This is a genomic window from Intrasporangium calvum (assembly GCF_028446585.1).
In the GTDB taxonomy this organism is placed as follows: domain Bacteria; phylum Actinomycetota; class Actinomycetes; order Actinomycetales; family Dermatophilaceae; genus Intrasporangium; species Intrasporangium calvum_A.
Window position 1 is genome coordinate 80,788 of the sequence record NZ_JAPFQL010000021.1, and the last position, 16,904, is coordinate 97,691.

Annotated in this window: 19 protein-coding genes; 13 read left to right on the forward strand and 6 right to left on the reverse strand. The window is 70.4% G+C overall.

Going from position 1 to position 16,904, the window contains the following annotated elements; genetic code table 11:
- Positions 1-118: 118 nt before the first annotated feature.
- The 9 genes from OO014_RS06840 to OO014_RS06880 all read left to right on the forward strand — a co-directional run bounded on the left by OO014_RS06840 (position 119) and on the right by OO014_RS06880 (position 5,930).
- A complete protein-coding gene (locus tag OO014_RS06840) occupies positions 119-400 on the forward strand; it encodes a hypothetical protein (protein ID WP_272461541.1) in 282 nt (93 codons plus the stop codon).
- Between the two features lie 115 nt (positions 401-515).
- Complete coding sequence (locus OO014_RS06845) at positions 516-1,238, forward strand: ABC transporter ATP-binding protein (RefSeq protein ID WP_272461542.1); 723 nt, start codon at positions 516-518, stop codon at positions 1,236-1,238.
- Complete coding sequence (locus OO014_RS06850) at positions 1,235-2,752, forward strand: hypothetical protein (RefSeq protein WP_272461543.1); 1,518 nt, start codon at positions 1,235-1,237, stop codon at positions 2,750-2,752. The genes OO014_RS06845 and OO014_RS06850 overlap by 4 nt, the downstream gene beginning before the upstream one ends.
- Positions 2,736-2,969 carry a hypothetical protein gene (locus OO014_RS06855; RefSeq protein WP_272461544.1) on the forward strand — a complete coding sequence of 78 codons (234 nt, stop codon included), beginning with the start codon at positions 2,736-2,738 and terminating at the stop codon, positions 2,967-2,969. Before OO014_RS06850 ends, OO014_RS06855 begins: the two co-directional genes overlap by 17 nt.
- Before the next feature lie 223 nt (positions 2,970-3,192).
- The gene (locus OO014_RS06860; protein WP_272461545.1) at positions 3,193-3,489 is read left to right on the forward strand and encodes a hypothetical protein; all 297 of its coding nucleotides are present in this window, start codon (positions 3,193-3,195) and stop codon (positions 3,487-3,489) included.
- A 12-nt stretch (positions 3,490-3,501) separates the two neighbouring features.
- Entirely contained in the window at positions 3,502-4,698 is a 1,197-nt protein-coding gene (locus OO014_RS06865; protein ID WP_272461546.1) for a glycosyltransferase family 4 protein, read from the forward strand.
- Positions 4,695-5,393, forward strand: a complete 699-nt coding sequence (locus OO014_RS06870; RefSeq protein ID WP_272461547.1) for an NUDIX hydrolase — start codon at positions 4,695-4,697, stop codon at positions 5,391-5,393. The genes OO014_RS06865 and OO014_RS06870 overlap by 4 nt, the downstream gene beginning before the upstream one ends.
- A gap of 9 nt (positions 5,394-5,402) precedes the next feature.
- Positions 5,403-5,756 carry a hypothetical protein gene (locus tag OO014_RS06875; protein WP_272461548.1) on the forward strand — a complete coding sequence of 118 codons (354 nt, stop codon included), beginning with the start codon at positions 5,403-5,405 and terminating at the stop codon, positions 5,754-5,756.
- A gap of 6 nt (positions 5,757-5,762) precedes the next feature.
- Positions 5,763-5,930, forward strand: coding sequence for a hypothetical protein (locus tag OO014_RS06880; protein WP_272461549.1), 168 nt, complete (start codon positions 5,763-5,765; stop codon positions 5,928-5,930).
- A 53-nt stretch (positions 5,931-5,983) separates the two neighbouring features.
- Here OO014_RS06880 and OO014_RS06885 read toward each other — a convergent pair whose 3' ends face one another.
- Positions 5,984-6,490, reverse strand: a complete 507-nt coding sequence (locus OO014_RS06885; RefSeq protein ID WP_272461550.1) for a carboxymuconolactone decarboxylase family protein — start codon at positions 6,488-6,490, stop codon at positions 5,984-5,986.
- A gap of 180 nt (positions 6,491-6,670) precedes the next feature.
- Here OO014_RS06885 and OO014_RS06890 point away from each other — a divergent pair, with 180 nt between their 5' ends.
- Positions 6,671-7,636, forward strand: coding sequence for a hypothetical protein (locus OO014_RS06890; protein WP_272461551.1), 966 nt, complete (start codon positions 6,671-6,673; stop codon positions 7,634-7,636).
- Between the two features lie 45 nt (positions 7,637-7,681).
- On the opposite strand, the gene OO014_RS06895 is transcribed toward OO014_RS06890, so the two are convergent.
- The 3 genes from OO014_RS06895 to OO014_RS06905 are packed head-to-tail and all read right to left on the reverse strand — an operon-like array spanning position 7,682 to position 10,770.
- Positions 7,682-9,265, reverse strand: a complete 1,584-nt coding sequence (locus tag OO014_RS06895; RefSeq protein ID WP_272461552.1) for an amidohydrolase — start codon at positions 9,263-9,265, stop codon at positions 7,682-7,684.
- A complete protein-coding gene (locus OO014_RS06900; protein ID WP_272461553.1) occupies positions 9,262-10,257 on the reverse strand; it encodes a quinone oxidoreductase family protein in 996 nt (331 codons plus the stop codon). Before OO014_RS06900 ends, OO014_RS06895 begins: the two co-directional genes overlap by 4 nt.
- 9 nt (positions 10,258-10,266) lie before the next feature.
- Positions 10,267-10,770, reverse strand: coding sequence for a GNAT family N-acetyltransferase (locus OO014_RS06905; RefSeq protein ID WP_272461562.1), 504 nt, complete (start codon positions 10,768-10,770; stop codon positions 10,267-10,269).
- Positions 10,771-10,846: 76 nt separating this feature from the next.
- Between OO014_RS06905 and pcrA the strand changes: the two genes are divergently transcribed.
- Positions 10,847-13,393 carry a DNA helicase PcrA gene (gene pcrA / locus OO014_RS06910; protein WP_272461554.1) on the forward strand — a complete coding sequence of 849 codons (2,547 nt, stop codon included), beginning with the start codon at positions 10,847-10,849 and terminating at the stop codon, positions 13,391-13,393.
- A gap of 260 nt (positions 13,394-13,653) precedes the next feature.
- Here pcrA and OO014_RS06915 read toward each other — a convergent pair whose 3' ends face one another.
- Both OO014_RS06915 and OO014_RS06920 read right to left on the reverse strand, forming a co-directional pair.
- Positions 13,654-14,499 carry a M23 family metallopeptidase gene (locus OO014_RS06915; protein ID WP_272461555.1) on the reverse strand — a complete coding sequence of 282 codons (846 nt, stop codon included), beginning with the start codon at positions 14,497-14,499 and terminating at the stop codon, positions 13,654-13,656.
- A 202-nt stretch (positions 14,500-14,701) separates the two neighbouring features.
- A complete protein-coding gene (locus tag OO014_RS06920; protein ID WP_272461556.1) occupies positions 14,702-15,685 on the reverse strand; it encodes an esterase/lipase family protein in 984 nt (327 codons plus the stop codon).
- 80 nt (positions 15,686-15,765) lie between these two features.
- Between OO014_RS06920 and OO014_RS06925 the strand changes: the two genes are divergently transcribed.
- Entirely contained in the window at positions 15,766-16,194 is a 429-nt protein-coding gene (locus tag OO014_RS06925) for a cobalamin B12-binding domain-containing protein (RefSeq protein ID WP_272461557.1), read from the forward strand.
- 177 nt (positions 16,195-16,371) lie between these two features.
- The coding region (locus OO014_RS06930) for an ATP-grasp domain-containing protein (RefSeq protein ID WP_272461558.1) at positions 16,372-16,904 on the forward strand (533 nt) is incomplete at its 3' end.

Sequence of the window (16,904 nt, forward strand, 5' to 3'; positions counted from 1 at the left end):
GTGCATTGGTTGTATCAAGCCGTCGCAGGGGGCCCTTTCTCACCAGAACGCGACGTTTTGTCGTTCAACTTTGAACGATTCGGGGAAAAACGAGTTCCGGAAAGGAAAGTGGTTCATCATGTCTGTTCCAGCCATGTCCCTGACCAGCGTTTCCGACACAGCGTCGGAGCGTGCCTACGAAATGTCCATGCGCGCCGTCGGCGCTGCGCGGACGAAGTTCGACAACGCTCTCGTGCGCTACGACGCCTGGTACCTCGTCTTCGTGGCGGTGATCCTGGCGCTCGGCGCCACGCTGCTCATCGGGATGGCCATCTGGTGCGTGGTCTACAAGGGCAAGAAGTTCACGGGGCGCTGGTCGTTCCGCAACTTCGGCCTCAGCGTCTACTTCGAGTGCGTCTAGCGGCGAGCCGGCTGATGCCGACTCGCTGAGCTCGACGGCGGGTGGGCGGCCCACGGCTCGCGCCGGGGCCGGCCACCTGCCGGACCGCACCTTGCACCGAGGAAGGACGCCACCAGTGCCAGTGCTGGAAGCCAAGGGGATCACCTACTCGTACGACGGGTTCGTCACCGTCCTCGAGGATGTCTGCTTCGACATCAACGCCGGAGAGATCGTTGGTCTGCTCGGCCCGAACGGGTCAGGCAAGTCGACGCTGATCAAGACCGTCTTCGACCTGCTCGAGCTGCAGGGCGGATCCGTGAGGCTGGATGGGCACGAGCACTCGTCGCCCGCAGCGAAGTCCGCGGCGATGTACCTCGCCAGCAACGACTACCTACCGCAGTTCCTCACGGGTCGCGAGTACGTCGACATGCTGGCCCGGCTCTACGACGTCGAGGCGGATCCAGAGGCGGCGGCCCGGCTGTTCGAGATGTTCTCCATGGGGGGCCGCTACCACGACCTCATCGAGGACTACTCGCACGGCATGCGCAAGAAGACCCAGCTCGTCTCGGCGCTGCTGATGCGCCGGCCCCTCACGATCATCGACGAGACCCTCAACGGAATCGACATCGAGGCCCTGCACCTCACCGAGCGGGAGCTGACTCGCCTGCGGGACGAGGGCCGCTCCGTGGTCCTCTGCACGCACGACTTCGCCCTGCTCGAACGGCTGGCCGACCGGGTGCTCTTCCTCGACCACGGCCTGCTCGTCGCCGACGCGGACACTGCCGTGCTCGTCGAGGAGCACGGGTCGCTCGCCGACCTCGTCTTCGGGCACCTCGATGCGGAGCACCGCAGGCCATGAGAACGGGCAAGTCACTCGTACTCGCGCGGATGCTGCTGCGGTTCTTCCTGCGGAGGGTCGCACGCACGGGAGTGCTCCGGTCGAGGCCGGTGAAGGTGCTCGCTGTGGGGACCGTCGCGCTGATCCTCGGGGCCGGCGCTGTTGCCGCCTACTTCTTCCTCGAACCCATGGTGGCGCAGGAGAAGGTGTGGGGGCTCCTCTTCGAGATGTCGACGGTCTCGGTCGTGCTCTGGGTCCAGATCGCCTTCCTGCTCGTCAAGGTGCTCTTCCTCAACGCTGCCGGGATGCTCGAGCTCAGCTTTCAGCTGCCCCTGACGAACCGGGAGCGAGCCGCAGCGCTGCTTGTCTACGAGGCCACGATGGCCGGCATCGTCTCCGCTGTCGGGTTCACCTCGCTGACGGTGGCCGCCGTCGTCCTGCTGGGACCTGCGGCAGTGCCGAGGCTGCTCGAGGCGATCGTCTTCCCGATCATCCTGACGTATCTCGCGCTCAGCGTCGGCTACCTCCTGCTCGCCCGGGTCCTCGTGTGGCTGGGACTGCGGCGCATCCAGGGCATCGTCCTGATCCTTGTCCTCTTCAGCCTGCTCATGCTCTACGCATCCGGGTTGGGGTCCCTCTCGTCCGCGGCGTCCGCGGCCTACCTGGCTGACCGCACGGACTTCGTGTGGGTCGCCTCGCTCGCCTGGATCACTCACCACTACGGGCCGGTCGCCATGGTCTCGGTATTTTTGGTGACCGCGGCGCTGCTCACGGCCCTCGCGTTGTGGGCGACTCCGAGTCAGCATGTTCCCCACTCCCGCTACCTCAACCTCCCCTTCGACTGGCCCCTGGTCCGGCGGCTGAGCGCCTACGACCGGTGCCTCCTGCGCAGCTCGCAGGCCTGGCTGGCGATGGTCGTCTCGGCCGCGGTGTTCGTCGGCCTGTGCCTCGACCCGGTCGTCAACCCGCTCTGGGCGCTGGCCGTCCTGTCGATGAGTGGGCTCTACCAGTTCGCTGCCACGGAACCGCTCCGGATGCTCTCCGCCCAGCGAGGAACGGCCTGGCGGACCTATGGCCGCCTGGTCAGGGCCCAGCTGCTCCTGCTGGCCGGGATGGCCCTGCCGTGCGTGGCCGTGCTCGCCGCGGCGCGCCCCGACCAGCTCGGCGGCTCCCTGTTTGCGCTGGGTGGCTGCGTGGCCGGCGCCCTCGTCGCCATCAGCATCGGAATTGCCTTTCCCGCTGAGCACGACAACCCTTTCTCGGTCTTTGTGGGACTTGCCGTGGCCAGTGCAGTCCTCGGCCTGTTGGGAATTGCCCTCGGCATTCTTCAGATGCCACAGATCCTGGTTGTCCTCATTGTTGCGGCCAGCCTCGCGATCATCGTCTGGTACAGCGTTCAAGGAATTCGCACATTCGATTCAAGGAGAAGAAATGAAAAAGGCGCTGCTACTCGTGAACAGCACCGTGGGGGCAGCGCTGTTGACCCTCGTGGTCGCAGCGGGAGCGCTTCTCTATCTCATGTTCTCGACAGCTGAGGACAACGTCCGCAAGGAGGGGCTCTTCGGCTCGGTGTTCTTCGAGACACGCGAGGTCCGCGAGGGGGTGATCGGTTCTTCGATGGGGGTGGACAACCCCTTGGGCCTGGTCGTGATCTTCCTCGTCCTCTTCGGGCTCGTGTCGATGGCCCAGCTCGCCTATCACGCCCTGAAGGCCTACCGGGCCGACCTCATCCGGGAGCGGTCCCATAGCTAGCACCCGCGGGTGGCGGGCCGACGAGCTGCGCCTGCTCCAGGTCGCCCTGGCGGTCGCGGGACAGGTCTGGCCACTGCTCGCTCTCCTCGCCCTCCTCGTCGTCGCAGCCACGGGTTGGTTCGTCATCTCCGGGGACCAGAGCCTCTTCACCGTTGCGGGCCCCATCGCACGGACGGTCCTGCTGGGGCTCGTCGGCTCCTTCGCACTGCACGAGGTGGCCCACGTGGCGCTGCTGCGCCGGATCCCGACGGTCACCCACCTCGTCGTGGAGCGCACGGCGTGGCGCCTCTCCGTCGTCCCGCTCGGCTCGGTCACGCCGCGGGAGGCCGGCGCGGTGGCCATCGCAGGTCCGGGCGCCTGCCTGCTGGTGGCGCCGCTCTGGGGCCTGGTGCTGCCCGGCTCAGGGCTGGCCTGGTGGTACGCGGCACACGTGGTCTTCCTCCTGCCCGTCTTCGGGGACGGACGGGTCCTGCTGGCCAGCCTGCGAGCGGGAGCCCTCAAGGCAGGCGGTCGCCCATGACAGAGTGATCCCGTGAAGGTGGCCCTGCTGACCGACTGCTACCTGCCCCGGCTGGGCGGGATCGAGGTGCAGTCCCACGACCTGGCCCGGCATCTCGTCTCCCTCGGCCACGAGGTGGAGGTGTTCACCGCCACGCCCGGTCCAGAGGGGCAGCTGCGCGGCGAGATCACCCCGGTCGACGGCATCCCGGTGCATCGCCTCGCCATCCCGCTGCCGTGGGAGCTGCCGGTCAACCCGCTCGCTCCACGCGAGCTGCGGCGGCGCCTGACCGGCGGTGGCTTCGACGTGGCCCACGTCCAGACGGGGGTCGTCTCGCCCTTCGCATGGGACAGCACCCGGGTCACCCTCGGCCTCGGCCTACCGACGGCGATGACGTGGCACTGCATGCTCGGCCAGGTGGCGCCCGGCTTCGCGGCTGCCGGGTTCGTGCGGCGGTGGGCTGCTCGGGGAGTCGCCATGTCGGCAGTGTCGGCGGTGGCCGCCGAGCCGTTGCGCGAGCTGGTCGGGCCGGCGGCCGCCGTGTCGGTCCTGCCCAACGGCATCGACGTCTCGCGCTGGCGCCCCCACTCGAGTGGCCCCGCCGTCCACACCCCGGCCGACTCGAGTGGCCCCGCCGTCCACACCCCGGCCGACTCGAGTGGCCCCGCACCCCTGCGCCTCGTCACGGCGATGCGCCTCGCCCCGCGCAAACGCCCACGCGCCCTCGTCGAGCTCGTGGCCCGGGCAGAGCGACTCGCCGGTCGCGGGTCCCTCCGCCTCACGATCCTCGGCGAGGGACCCGACCGCCGCAGGGTCCAGTCCTACCTCGACGCGCACGGCATCGACTGGGTCTCGCTGCCGGGCCGAGTTCCGCGGGACGAGCTCCGAGCGCGCTACGCCGCAGCGGACGTCTACGTCTCCCCGTCCCACCTGGAGTCGTTCGGTATCGCCGCGCTGGAGGCCCGCACCGCAGGACTGCCCGTCGTCGCGCGCACCGGCTCCGGCGTGGGGGAGTTCGTCAGCCACGGCGTCAACGGCCTCATCGTCCCGGACGACGCCAGCATGGCCGGCGCCCTCGCCGGGCTCGCCGCCGATCGTGACAAGCTCGAGCGCCTCCGCGCGTGGAACCTCGCCAACCCACCCGAGCAGGACTGGCCACATGTCGCAGCCCTTGCGGTTGCGGAGTACGAACGAGCGATTGCACTGTCCCCCAAGCCAGGTCGGCGATGAGGACCAACGTCCCCGGAGGCATCCGGATCGTCGGCCTGCCCCGCGGCGGTCGCCGCGTCGAAGCAGGCCGCCTCGCCCACGGCGAGCACCCAGAGGCCCTCCTTGCCCGGCACGGCTGGCGCGCCGAGTCGGCCCTCTCCGCAGAGGTCATGAACGACGGGGCGCTCGAGGTCACCTACAGCGTGAGCGAGCTCAGCGGCATACGGCCGGGGGGTGGCGACGTCCCACGGGACCCGGACGTCGGGCCGGACGAGGTCGGCGAGCCCTACCAGCGGGTGGCCGCCTATGCGCTCGTCGTGAGCCACCGCGGCCTGCTGCTCACCCAGTTCAACGAGCAGACCCACGTGGCCGGCGACTGGGGACTGCCCGGTGGCGGGCTCGACGCGGGGGAGTCGCCCACCGACGGGGTTCATCGGGAGGTCTGGGAGGAGACCGGCCAGCAGATCGAGCTCGGCGGCCTGCTCGAGGTGCAGTCGTCGCACTGGATCGGCCGCGCACCCCACGGGGGGCTCGAGGACTTCCACGCGCTGCGCATCGTCTACCGCGCGACCTGTCCGGACCCGCGCGAGATCGTCATCCACGACGTGGGCGGCACGACCGCCGACGCCCGATGGGTCCCCCGTGAGCGCCTGCTCGACCTGCCGCTGAGCCGGTCATGGCACCACCTGCCGGAACTGGCTGCCGGCGCTCAATAGGATGCGCGCATGGAATTCCTCTATGACCTCGTCGTCGCCCTTCACCTGCTCGGCATGGCCGTCATCGTCGGCGGGTGGGTCCTGACGCGCGGTGCCAAGCGCTTCCCCGTGGCCATCGTCTGGGCGGCCCGGCTGCAGTTGCTGACAGGGATCCTCATCGTCGGTCTGCTCGAGGGCCCGCTCAAGCCGGAGTGGGAGCTCAACTACGCGAAGATCACGACCAAGCTGATCCTCGCCCTCGTCGTCGTGGCGATGGCCGAGATCGGCAACGCCCGCTCCCGCAAGAACCAGTCCGCCCGCACGCAGCTCGACGCGACCGGCGGGGCAGGCCTGCTCGCGACGCTCGTCGCGGCCCTCTGGTAATCGACGGTGCGCTGGAACACCGGCGTCCTCGCCGGGCTCCTCTTCGGCCTCCTGTGGGTCGTGGCCGGCACGGCCCTCGCGATGTTCGGGCGGCGGCGGAGGCTCAGCTCGACGGCCGAGGGAGCCGGCGGCGTGGGCATCATCGGATCTTCCTCGTCGTCGTCGGGGCGCTGAGCCTCTTCGCGACGCTGCTGCTCGCAGTCGTGCCAGGCAACGACTGAGACCCGCTAAGCGGTCGTTGGCCGGCTGCCCTTGGGGAGCGCGCCGAACTCCTCGCGGTAGGTCACGGGGTGGTGGCTCAGGATCGAGATCCGGTTGAAGGCGTTGATCATCGACGCGGCATAGACGAGCAGGGCGAGCTGGTCGTCCGTGAGGTCCTCGCGGAGCAGGTCGTACTCGTCGTCCGTCAGATGCCGGTCGGCGACCAGCGTGACGGCCTCGGCGATCCGCAGTGCCGCCGCCTCGACGCGGGTGAACAGGCCCGACTCTCGCCACGCGGGGAGCACCGCGATCCGCTGCGGCGACTCCCCGGCGCGCAGGGCCATGTGGGTGTGCAGGTGGAGGCAGAAGGCGCATCCGTTGATCTGCGAGGCCCGCAGGTTGACCAGCTCGAGGACGACGTGGTCGATGCCGTGCTCGGCGGCGCGCTCGCGGATCTCCGTGGAGACCGCGGCCATGGCCCCGTGGACGGTGGGCTGCTGCTTGTCGGTGTAGACGTAGCGATGGCCTTCCATGGACCGAACCTACCCGGGTGCGGCGCGGGACGACCGTTTCTCGCTGCCCATGCTTTGCTGGCCGGGTTCGCGTGCTCACGCGACGACGGCCGGCCGGTCCCAGGACACCAACGGTCGTCCGGGGCCAAGGGTGTGGATGACGAGGGCCGCGGGGAGCCGAACCTGAGCAGGCTGGTCACCATGCCCAGCCCTCATCCCGACGCACCCATCGACCTCCCGGCCACCCTGAACCGTCTCGGGGGCGTGGCAAGCCGGGGCGACCTGCGACGGTTCGACGACATGCAGCTCGCGGAGGCCGTCCGCCAGGGGGTGGTCCTGCGCACCAACCGGGGCCGCTACGCGCTGCCGACGGCTGAGGCCGCGCGCGTGGCCGCCCATCGGCTCTCGGCCGTCGTCGGTCTGCGCAGCGCCGCGGCGTCGTGGGGCTGGGCGCTCAAGACGCAGCCCGAGGCCCCGGAGATCATCGTGCCGCGCGGCCGCAAGGTGACGAAGGCCGACCAGCGCGTGCTCGACGTCCGCTGGCGGCGGTTGGCCGACGATGACGTCGACGGATGGCGGACGACGCAGGTCCGGACCGTCCTCGACTGCGCCACGACCTTCCCCGTCGACGAGGCGCTGGCCGTGGCGGACTCGGCGCTGCGTGCCGGACTGTCCCGCGCTGACCTGTGTGCCGGCGCCGAGGCGCTGCCCGGGCGTGGCAGGGACGCGGCCGTGCGGGTCGTCTGGCATGCCCGAGCCACCGCCGCCAACCCTTTCGAGTCCGTCATCCGCGGCATCTCCCTCGGCGTCGCAGGGTTGCGTCTCGAGCCGCAGGTCCCGGTGACGTTGGCCGGGCGCACGATCCACCCAGACCTCGTCGACGTCGACCTGCGCATCGTCGTCGAGGCGGACAGCCACGAGTTCCACACGCAGCGCGACCAGATCACCAAGGACTGCTGGCGGTATGCGGAGCTCACCCTTGGTGGCTGGCTCGTGGTGCGGGTCTCGTGGGTGCAGGCGATGTTTCAGCAGGACTGGGTGCGCTCGGTGCTCCAGCGCGCGGTCGACCGCCAGCAGTCAGCGCTCCAGACGACCATTGCTCGCGTCCGCGGCCATGTCCAGTCCGACCTGCGCACGAACAGAGGGGACGCCGAACGCCTCGGGTGACCAACGGTCGTCTGGCGCCGATCTCCAGGCCGTATGCCGCTGGGCTCAGTCGCGCGTGAACGCGAGCTCCGCGCCCACCCAGGTCTGCAGGACGGTCGTGTCCCGGATCATCATCGGGTCGGACGTCTCGAGGCCCCACGGGTCGCGGTCGACGCAGATGAAGTCGGCGAGCTGGCCGGGGGCGAGGCGCCCGACGTCGGTACGGCCCACGGCCTCGTGGGCACCGACGGTGTGGGCGTGCACGGCCTCGTCGAGGGTGATCCGCTCCTCCGGGCGCCAGCCGCCGATGGGTGACCCGTCGGCTCGACGGCGGGTCACGGCGGCGTGCAGGCCGTAGAAGGGGTTGGGATCCTCGACCGGGGCGTCGGAGCCGAAGGCCACCCGGATGCCGGCGTCGAGGAACGACCGCCACGCATAGGACGCGAGCCGGCGCGTCCCGATGATCTCGTCGGCGAGCTCGAGATCCGCCGTGCAGTGGCTCGGCTGCATCGAGGCGACGACGTCGAGGGCGCGGAATCGCGGCAGGTCGACCGGGCGCACGTGCTGGGCGTGCTCGATGCGCAGGAGGCCGCGGTGTCCCTCGTCGCGCATCACCCCGAAGGCGTCGAGCACGAGCCGGTTGGCCTCGTCGCCGATGGCGTGCGTGGCGACGTCGAGCCCTGCTTGGAGCGACATCCGGATCCGCTCGACCAGCACGGGGTAGGGCGTGACGGCGATCCCGCAGGACTCGTGCCCGGCCATGCTGCCGACGTAGGGCTCGGTCATGTGGGCCGTGTGCGAGCCGAGCGCCCCGTCGCTGAAGAACTTGACCGGCCCGACGCGGAAGCGGTCGTCGCCCTGCCCCGAGCGCCGTCCCTCGGACACGGCCAGCTCCAGGTCGGGGTCACGGACGCACTTGGTGACCCGCAACCGCAGCGCCTGATCGGCGTGCATCGCCAGGTAGGCGGCGCGGGCGTCCTCGCCGTCGATGTCGGTGATGCTCGTCAGCCCCACGGACAACAGCCACTGCTGGCAGCGCTCGATGAGGGGGCGCAGCGGCTCGGCGCCCTCGCCCTCGATGAGCGGGTCGACGAGGCGCTGCGCCGACTCGCGGAGGATGCCGGTCGGCTCCCCGGACGGATCGCGGACGATCTCGCCGCCGACGGGGTCCGGGGTGTCGCGGGTGATCCCGGCTCGGTGCAGTGCAAGGGAGTTGGCCCAGACCGTGTGGCCGTCCACGGAGTCGAGCACGGCGACCCGGCCGTCGGTCACCGAGTCGAGCGCATGGCGGTCCGGCTGGACCGGCACGGCCCAGCGGTTGCTGTTCCAGCGTCCGGAGCTGAGCGGGCGGCCGGCGGGCGAGGCCGCGACGTGCTCCCGGATGAGCTCGAGCGCCTCCTCCAGCGAGCTCGCCTCACGCAGGTCCACCTCGGCCAGGTCACGGGAGACCCACTCGGTGTGGATGTGCGCGTCGTGCAGACCCGGCATGACCACGGCGCCGGGCAGGTCCACGACGTCGGAAGCGCCAGCGTCCGTGGCCTCGTCCCCGACGGCCACGATGCGTCCGTCATCGACGAGGAGCGCCGTCGTCCACGGCGCCGCGGTGGTGCCGGTCCAGATCCGGTCGTGCCGAAAGAGGGTGCGGGTCACGCCTCGACCCCGCCCGGGGGCACGAGGATGACCTTGCCGGTGGTGCGGCGACCCTCGAGCGCCTGGTAGGCCTCGGCCGCTTGGTCGAACGGGTAGCGCCCGCCGATGTCGATCTTGAGGGCGCCCGCCGCGATGGCGTCGAAGACCTCGCGCGCTCGCCACTCGAGCTCGTCGCGGTCGGCGACGTGGTCGGCGAGCTTGGGACGGGTCACGAACAGCGAGCCGCCCGCGTTGAGTCGCTGCAGGTCGAACGGAGGGACCTGGCCGCTGGCCCCTCCGAAGAGGACCATGAGGCCACGCGGCCGGAGCGAGGCGAGGGAGGCGTCGAAGGTGTCCTTGCCGACGCCGTCGTAGACCACGTCGACGCCACGTCCGGCGGCCTCGCGCACGGCGGCCGCGAGGTCGGGCACCTCGGCGTAGTTGATCAGGTGAGTGGCGCCGCGGCCCCGGGCGATGTCGAGCTTCTCGCTCGAGCCGGCGGTCGCGACCACGGTGGTGCCCTTGGCGACGAGCAGCTGGACGAGGAGCTGCCCGACCCCGCCCGCAGCGGCGTGCACCAGGGCGATGTCACCCGGCCCAGCGGCATACGTGCTGTTGGCGAGGTAGTGCGCGGTCATGCCCTGGAGCATCGCGGCCGCGGCCGTCTCCAGGTCGACCGCGTCGGGGACGTGAACGAGCATCTCGGCGGGCTGGTTGACGAGCGTCGTCTCACTCCCGCCGGCCTGCCCCCAGGCCACGCGGTCACCGGCGGCGAACCCGTCCACTCCGGCACCGACAGCCGTGATCGTGCCGGCTCCCTCGTCGCCGAGGACGAAGGGGGTGGTCCCCGGATAGACGCCTTGGCGGCGGTAGACGTCGATGAAGTTCACTCCGGCGGCGGCGACGCGAACCTGCACCTCACCCGGACCGGGGTCCGGGACGTCGTGCTCGCGCAGCTCGAGGACGTCGTGCTCACCGTGCTCTCGGACGAAGACACCTCTGGCAGTCGTCATGGCGACACCCTACGACTGGGCCAGCGACGAGAGGGCCGCGCCGTCCACACGGTAGGTCGTCCAGTCCGTCAGTGGCTGCGCCCCTTGGGAGTGGTAGAACTCGATCGCGGGGGCGTTCCAGTCGAGGACGTTCCACTCGAGCCGGGTCCAGCCACGCTCGGCGCAGATGCGCGCCAGCTCGATCAGTAGGGCCTTGCCGATGCCGAGGCCCCGGTGCTCCGGCTCCACGAAGAGGTCCTCGAGCCACAGCCCGTGCCGCCCGGTCCACGTCGAGAAGCTGACGAACCACACCGCCATCCCCACGACCGTGCCGTCCCGCTCAGCCACGTGAGCGTATGCCGCTGGGCTCGCTCCCACGGGAAACAGGGCCTCTCGGAAGTGGTCGGCTGTCGCGACGGCCGCGTCCGGCTCCTTCTCGTAGAGGGCGAGCTCGCGGACCAGCCGGGCGAGGTCGTCGACGTCGTCGGCCGTCGCCGGCCGGATGATGAAGGGCGGGGTGGCGGGGTCCGACATGCGCCCATCCTCGCGCACGCCGGCCAGGCCCGGAGTGGTCGGGCCTGTCGGTCCGCCGACGTAGGCTTGGAGGATCATGAGCACCCTCTTCGACGACCTCTTCGGGCCCGACGGGCCGCCGCAGACGGGACCGGAGCCGACGTCGTCGGTGAGTCACGTGAGCCGCACCGGTGGTCCGCACCCGACGGACCCGCACGTGACCGCCAGCGGGGTGCCGACGTGGGCCGAGGAGGCCGCGCGCGGAGGGGGCGTGGGCGCGGACCCGGCCCAGCGGCATACGGCACCTGCGTGGGGCTCAGCCGACCCGGAGACGCTGCTCGTGGGGCTCAACCCGCACCAGCGCGACGCCGTCGTCCACGAAGGCACCCCGCTGCTCATCGTCGCCGGGGCCGGCTCCGGCAAGACCCGGGTCCTGACCCACCGCATCGCGTGGCTGCTCGGCAAGCGTGGCGCCCAGCCCGGACAGATCCTCGCGATCACGTTCACCAACAAGGCCGCCGCGGAGATGCGCGAGCGGGTGGAGGCACTCGTCGGCCCGCGCGCCCGGTCCATGTGGGTGATGACCTTCCACTCGGCGTGCGTGCGCATCCTGCGCCGGGAAGCTGCCAAGGTCGGGATGAAGTCGACCTTCTCGATCTATGACGCCGCGGACAGCCAGCGCCTGATGAGCCTTGTCATCCGCGACCTCAACCTCGACCCGAAGCGCTACGCGCCGCGCAGCTTCTCGGCCCAGGTGAGCAACCTCAAGAACGAGCTCGTCGACGAGGAGACCTACGCCTCCCGCGTCGCCGAGGGCAACCACCATGAGCGCACCCTGTCGGCGGCCTACACGCAGTACCAGCGGCGGCTGCGGCAGGCCAACGCGCTCGACTTCGACGACATCATCATGCTGACCGTCAACATGCTCCAGGCCTTCCCCGACGTCGCGGAGCACTACCGGCGGCGGTTCCGGCACATCCTCGTCGACGAGTACCAGGACACCAACCAGGCGCAGTACCAGCTGATCAAGGAGCTCGTCGGAGAGGGCGGGCGCGGTCCGGGGGAGGGCAACCACGTCGTGCCCCCGGCGGAGCTCTGCGTGGTCGGCGACTCCGACCAGTCGATCTACGCGTTCCGGGGCGCCTCGATCCGCAACATCCTCGAGTTCGAGCAGGACTACCCCGACGCGCGCACGATCCTGCTCGAGCAGAACTACCGCTCGACCCAGCGGATCCTGCGGGCCGCCAACTCCGTCATCGCCCGCAACGAGGGGCGACGGGCCAAGAACCTCTGGACCGACTCCGGCGACGGGGCGCTCATCGTCGGCTACGTGGCCGACAACGAGCACGACGAGGCGGCGTTCGTCGCCAAGCAGATCGACGAGCTCGCCGAGCACGGGGTGCGGCCCGGCGACGTCGCGGTCTTCTACCGGACCAACGCACAGTCCCGGGCCATCGAGGAAGTGCTCGTGCGGGTCGGGCTGCCCTACAAGGTCGTCGGGGGAACGCGCTTCTACGAGCGGCGCGAGATCAAGGACGCCCTGGCCTACCTGCGGGTCATCTCCAACCCCACCGACACGGTCAACCTGCGCCGCATCCTCAACGTGCCCAAGCGCGGCATCGGCGACCGGGCGGAGGCCTGCGTCGCGGCGCTGGCCGAGCGGGAGCGGGTGCCCTTCGTGGCCGCGCTCGGCCGGGCCGAGGACGCGCCCGGGATCGCAACCCGGTCGGTCGCCGCGATCAAGGGCTTCACCTCGTTGCTCGAGGAGCTGCGCACCGTCTACGACAGCGGCGCCGGCATCGCGGTCCTGCTCGAGGCGACCCTGGAGCAGAGCGGCTACCTTGCCGAGCTCCGTGCCAGCCACGACCCCCAGGACGAGACCCGCATCGAGAACCTCGCCGAGCTCGTCGCCGTCGCCCAGGAGTTCGACGAGCGCAAGGCCGAGGAGAGCGCGGTCGCGGCGATCGAGGGCGGGCTCGCGCCGGGACAGGAGCCGGAGGACGTCGCGCCGGCGGGGGCCCTCGAGGAGTTCCTCGAGCAGGTGTCCCTCGTGGCCGACGCCGACGAGATCCCCGACGAGCCGGAGGCGCAGGCACAGGGTGTCGTGACCCTGATGACGCTGCACACGGCCAAGGGGCTCGAGTTCCCCGTCGTCTTCCTCACCGGGCTCGAGGACGGCACCTTCCCGCACCTGCGCTCGCTCGGCGACCCCAAGGAGCTGGAGGAGGAGCGGCGCCTCGCCTATGTCGGCATCACCCGAGCGCGTGAGCGGCTCTACCTGACGCGGGCCGCGGTCCGGTCCGCCTGGGGGGCGCCGCAGTACGGCCCGCCCTCACGGTTCCTCGACGAGATCCCCGGCGACCTGCTCGACTGGCAGCGACTCGGTCCGAGCTACTCCGGGGCGCGCGGCTCCGGCCAGCCCGCGGTGGCGACGCTCGCGGCCCGGCCCGGCGTGCGCAGCCCCGGCAACCGGACGGTCGTCTCGCTCAAGGCCGGCGACCGCGTCACGCACGACGCCTTCGGCCTCGGGACCGTGGTGCGCGTCGAGGGCGAGGGCGACAAGTCCTTGGCGCACGTGGACTTCGGCGGCGACCTCGGCGTGAAGCGGCTGCTGCTCCGCTACGCGCCGGTCGTCAAGCTCTGACCCTCCCCGAATCGAAAGAGCAGTTCGCGACACGTCCCGCGGGGCATGCCTCGCGCAGGCCGTGTCGCGAACTGCTCTTTCGATTGGCCGTGTCGCGAACTGCTCTTTCGATTGGCCGTGTCGCGAACTGCTCTTTCGATTGGCCTGGGCGCGAAGGTAGCGAAAGAGCAGTTTGTCCCCAACGCCGCTGGGTACTTGTCGGGACCGACAGGGGACAAACTGCTCTGTAGGAGAGAGGAGACTGCTCTTTCGCTGTGCGATCAGAGGTAGATGCCGCGGGCCGCGAGCCAGCTGCGCGGTACGACCGCAGCGCCGCCGCCCGGGTGGATCTCGAGGTGCAGGTGGGGGCCGGTGGAGTTGCCGGAGTTGCCGCTGTAGGCCACCCGCTGACCGGGGGAGACTTGCTCGCCGATACTGACGACCAGTCGGCTGTTGTGCGCGTACCAGGAGACAGTGCCGTCCCAGTAGCGGATCTTGACCATGTAGCCGTAGCCCTCGTTGGACCAGCCGGAGAAGATCACGGTGCCGCTCGACATCGAGTAGACGGGCGTGCCCGTCGGGGCGGCGAGGTCCTGGGCCGGGTGCATCTTGCCCCAGCGCCAGCCGTAGCCGGACGTGAGCGTGTAGTTGTGGAACGGCGCGATCCAGCGCTGGGCAAGAGCGAGGCGGCGCTTGCGCTCCGCCTCTGCCTTCTTCTTCGCGGCTGCGGCCTTGGCCGCCGCTTCCTTCTCGGCGGCAGCCTTCTCCGCTGCGATCCGCTCCAGGGCCTCCTTGGCGGCATCCGCGCCGGCCTCGGCGGCCGAGCTGGCGGCCAGACCCAGGGCCGCCTCGGCGCGCACGCCGTCACGTGACGCCCGGAGGTTGCCGCGGTCAGCTGTGGCGACCGCAAGAGCGTCGGCGTCCGCGACGAGCCCAAGGCCCGCCACAGAGTTCGACACGTTCTTCATCGCGGCTGCCTCGGCGCTCAGCGGGCTGGCGCCCGCGTCGCGGACGATGAGTCCAGCGGCGACAGTGGAGGAGAGCAGGGCCAAGGGGACGATGAACTGCCGACCCCGTCCGGGCTTTGTCGCAGGTCGATGCCGACCGACGTAAGTGTTGTTGGACACGCAGCGCTTACCTATCTCAGACCGATTGCCAGACCCGAGAGTACCGTGACCGATTCGTTATCGAAAAATCGAGCACCGTTCTCGTTGGACCTGCGCCGTGGAGGAGGGATCACGACCCGCCACGACACTAGGGGATGAAGGGGCCGAGGGGAAAGGACCCAGGCAACCGAATTTCTCCCATTTTGGGAGTGTGGCCGTGAATTCAGCGGCGGGTCGCAGGCGAAGCCACTGAAACCCCTTGTGGGATGGGGTTGACCCGGCGTCGTGTGACCTCGGTCACAGCGGGGGCCACCGTGGCCCCCGACGTGTCGAGGTGCGCCAGCGCCGTGGAGATCCCGTGGACCACGGCCCCGCTGAACGGCAGGCTCCCGTGACCGACACCGTGCAGCTGGATGTTGTGCACGTTGAGGTCCGGGTGATGAAGGGCGGCGTTGCGCTGGGGGAAGATCATCTGATCGAGGTCGGACCAGTAGGCGATGAACCGGGTGCGGCACCCGGGCACCGGTTGCGCGAGCTCGGTCAGCAGGCTGCTGCCCGGCCGGAGCTGGCGGGTCAGGGCGTTGTCCCAGCAGTAGGCGAGGTAGCTGCCCTGGTGCGGTGTCCCCAACGTGACCAGCGTGTGCACCCGGCGGTCACCGCCGAGCCGCGTCACGTAGTAGCGCCCGATCAGCCCACCCAGGGAGTGCCCCACGATGTGGATCCGTTCGTAGCCCGTCTCCTCGACGATCCGCTCCACCTCGCCGTCGAGCCGGGCCGCGGCGGCTCGGACGTCCTTCAGCGAGACGGGGTAGTTGACGGTCTCGATCCGGCCGAAGCCCCGCCGGACGAGGCCCCTGCGGAGCATCGTGAAGATCGACCGGTTGTCCGCCATCCCGTGGATGAGCAGGATCGGCGTCTGCGCGGCATCGAGGTCGCAGACGGAGAGCCCGCGCTGCTGTGGAGGCAGGTGGTCCACCCGGTAGCCGGTGCGCTGATGTGTCGCACGAGCCCCGACGAGGCCCAGCGGATAGAGCCCGAGATGCAGGCCCAACCAGGTCGCCTCGAGTGCCGCCCCCACCAGACCCGCCGGAGTGAGCACGGCCCGCGCGACCGCACCGACATGGCCGAGGACACCGGGCGGTCGGTCCGGCCCCGACTGCGGGGTCCGGACCTCCGGCGACGTCGTGGACCGCGCGGCGAGGGGCACGAGGTGACGGTACCCGCGCCAGTGGGCGATCAATCACCTTTTCTGCCGGCTGCCTCGCCTCGCTGGCTAGAGTGCGCGGCATGACTTCCTCCCCTGACTCCAGCGCGGCCACCGGAGCCGTCATCCGCGTCATCGTCGCCAAGCCGGGGCTCGACGGCCACGACCGTGGGGCCAAGGTGGTCGCGAGAGCCTTGCGCGACGCAGGCATGGAGGTCATCTACACGGGCCTGCACCAGACCCCCGAGCAGATCGTCGAGGCGGCGATCCAGGAGGACGCCGACGCGATCGGTCTGTCGGTGCTCAGCGGAGCCCACCTGACCCTGTTCGCCCGGGTCATCGAGCTGCTCAAGGAGCGCGACGCGAGCGACATCGTCGTCTTCGGCGGCGGCATCATCCCCGACGGTGACATCCCGCCCCTGGAGGAGATGGGCGTCGCCCGCATCTTCACCCCCGGTGCCCCGACGCACGAGATCGTCGACTGGGTCCGCGCGAACGTCAACGTGGACTGACGCGCGCGAGCCCGCCCAGCGGCATACGGCATCTGCTCCCGCGCGCCGTGCCAGCATGTGGAAACCGGGTGTGATCTTCACCCGACGCCCTGTGGCCGGCTTCGGGGCGTCTTGCAGCGGGCACTAGAGTCCGAGGGTAAGCCGACTCCCGATCGATGATGAGGACGGAAACCACCCGTGGATCTCTTCGAGTACCAAGCGCGCGACATGTTCGAGGCGCACGGCGTCCCGGTTCTCGCCGGCGCCATCGCCACCACCGCCGAGGAGGCTCGCGCGGCTGCCGAGCGAATCGGCCAGAAGTCGGGCGGCGTCACGGTCGTCAAGGCCCAGGTCAAGACGGGTGGCCGAGGCAAGGCCGGCGGCGTCAAGGTGGCCAAGTCCGCTGACGAGGCGCAGGCGCACGCCGAGCAGATCCTCGGCATGGACATCAAGGGCCACACCGTGCACCGCGTCATGATCGCGCAGGGCGCCCGGATCGCCGAGGAGTACTACTTCTCCATCCTGCTCGACCGCGCCAACCGCAGCTACCTCGCCATGTGCTCCAAGGAGGGGGGCATGGACATCGAGCAGCTCGCCGTGGAGCGGCCCGAGGCGCTCGCGAAGATCGCCGTCGACCCCAATGTCGGCATCGACGAGGCCAAGGCCCAGGAGATCGTCGACGCGGCCGGCTTCGACGCCGACACGGCCGCCAAGATCGTCCCGGTGCTCGG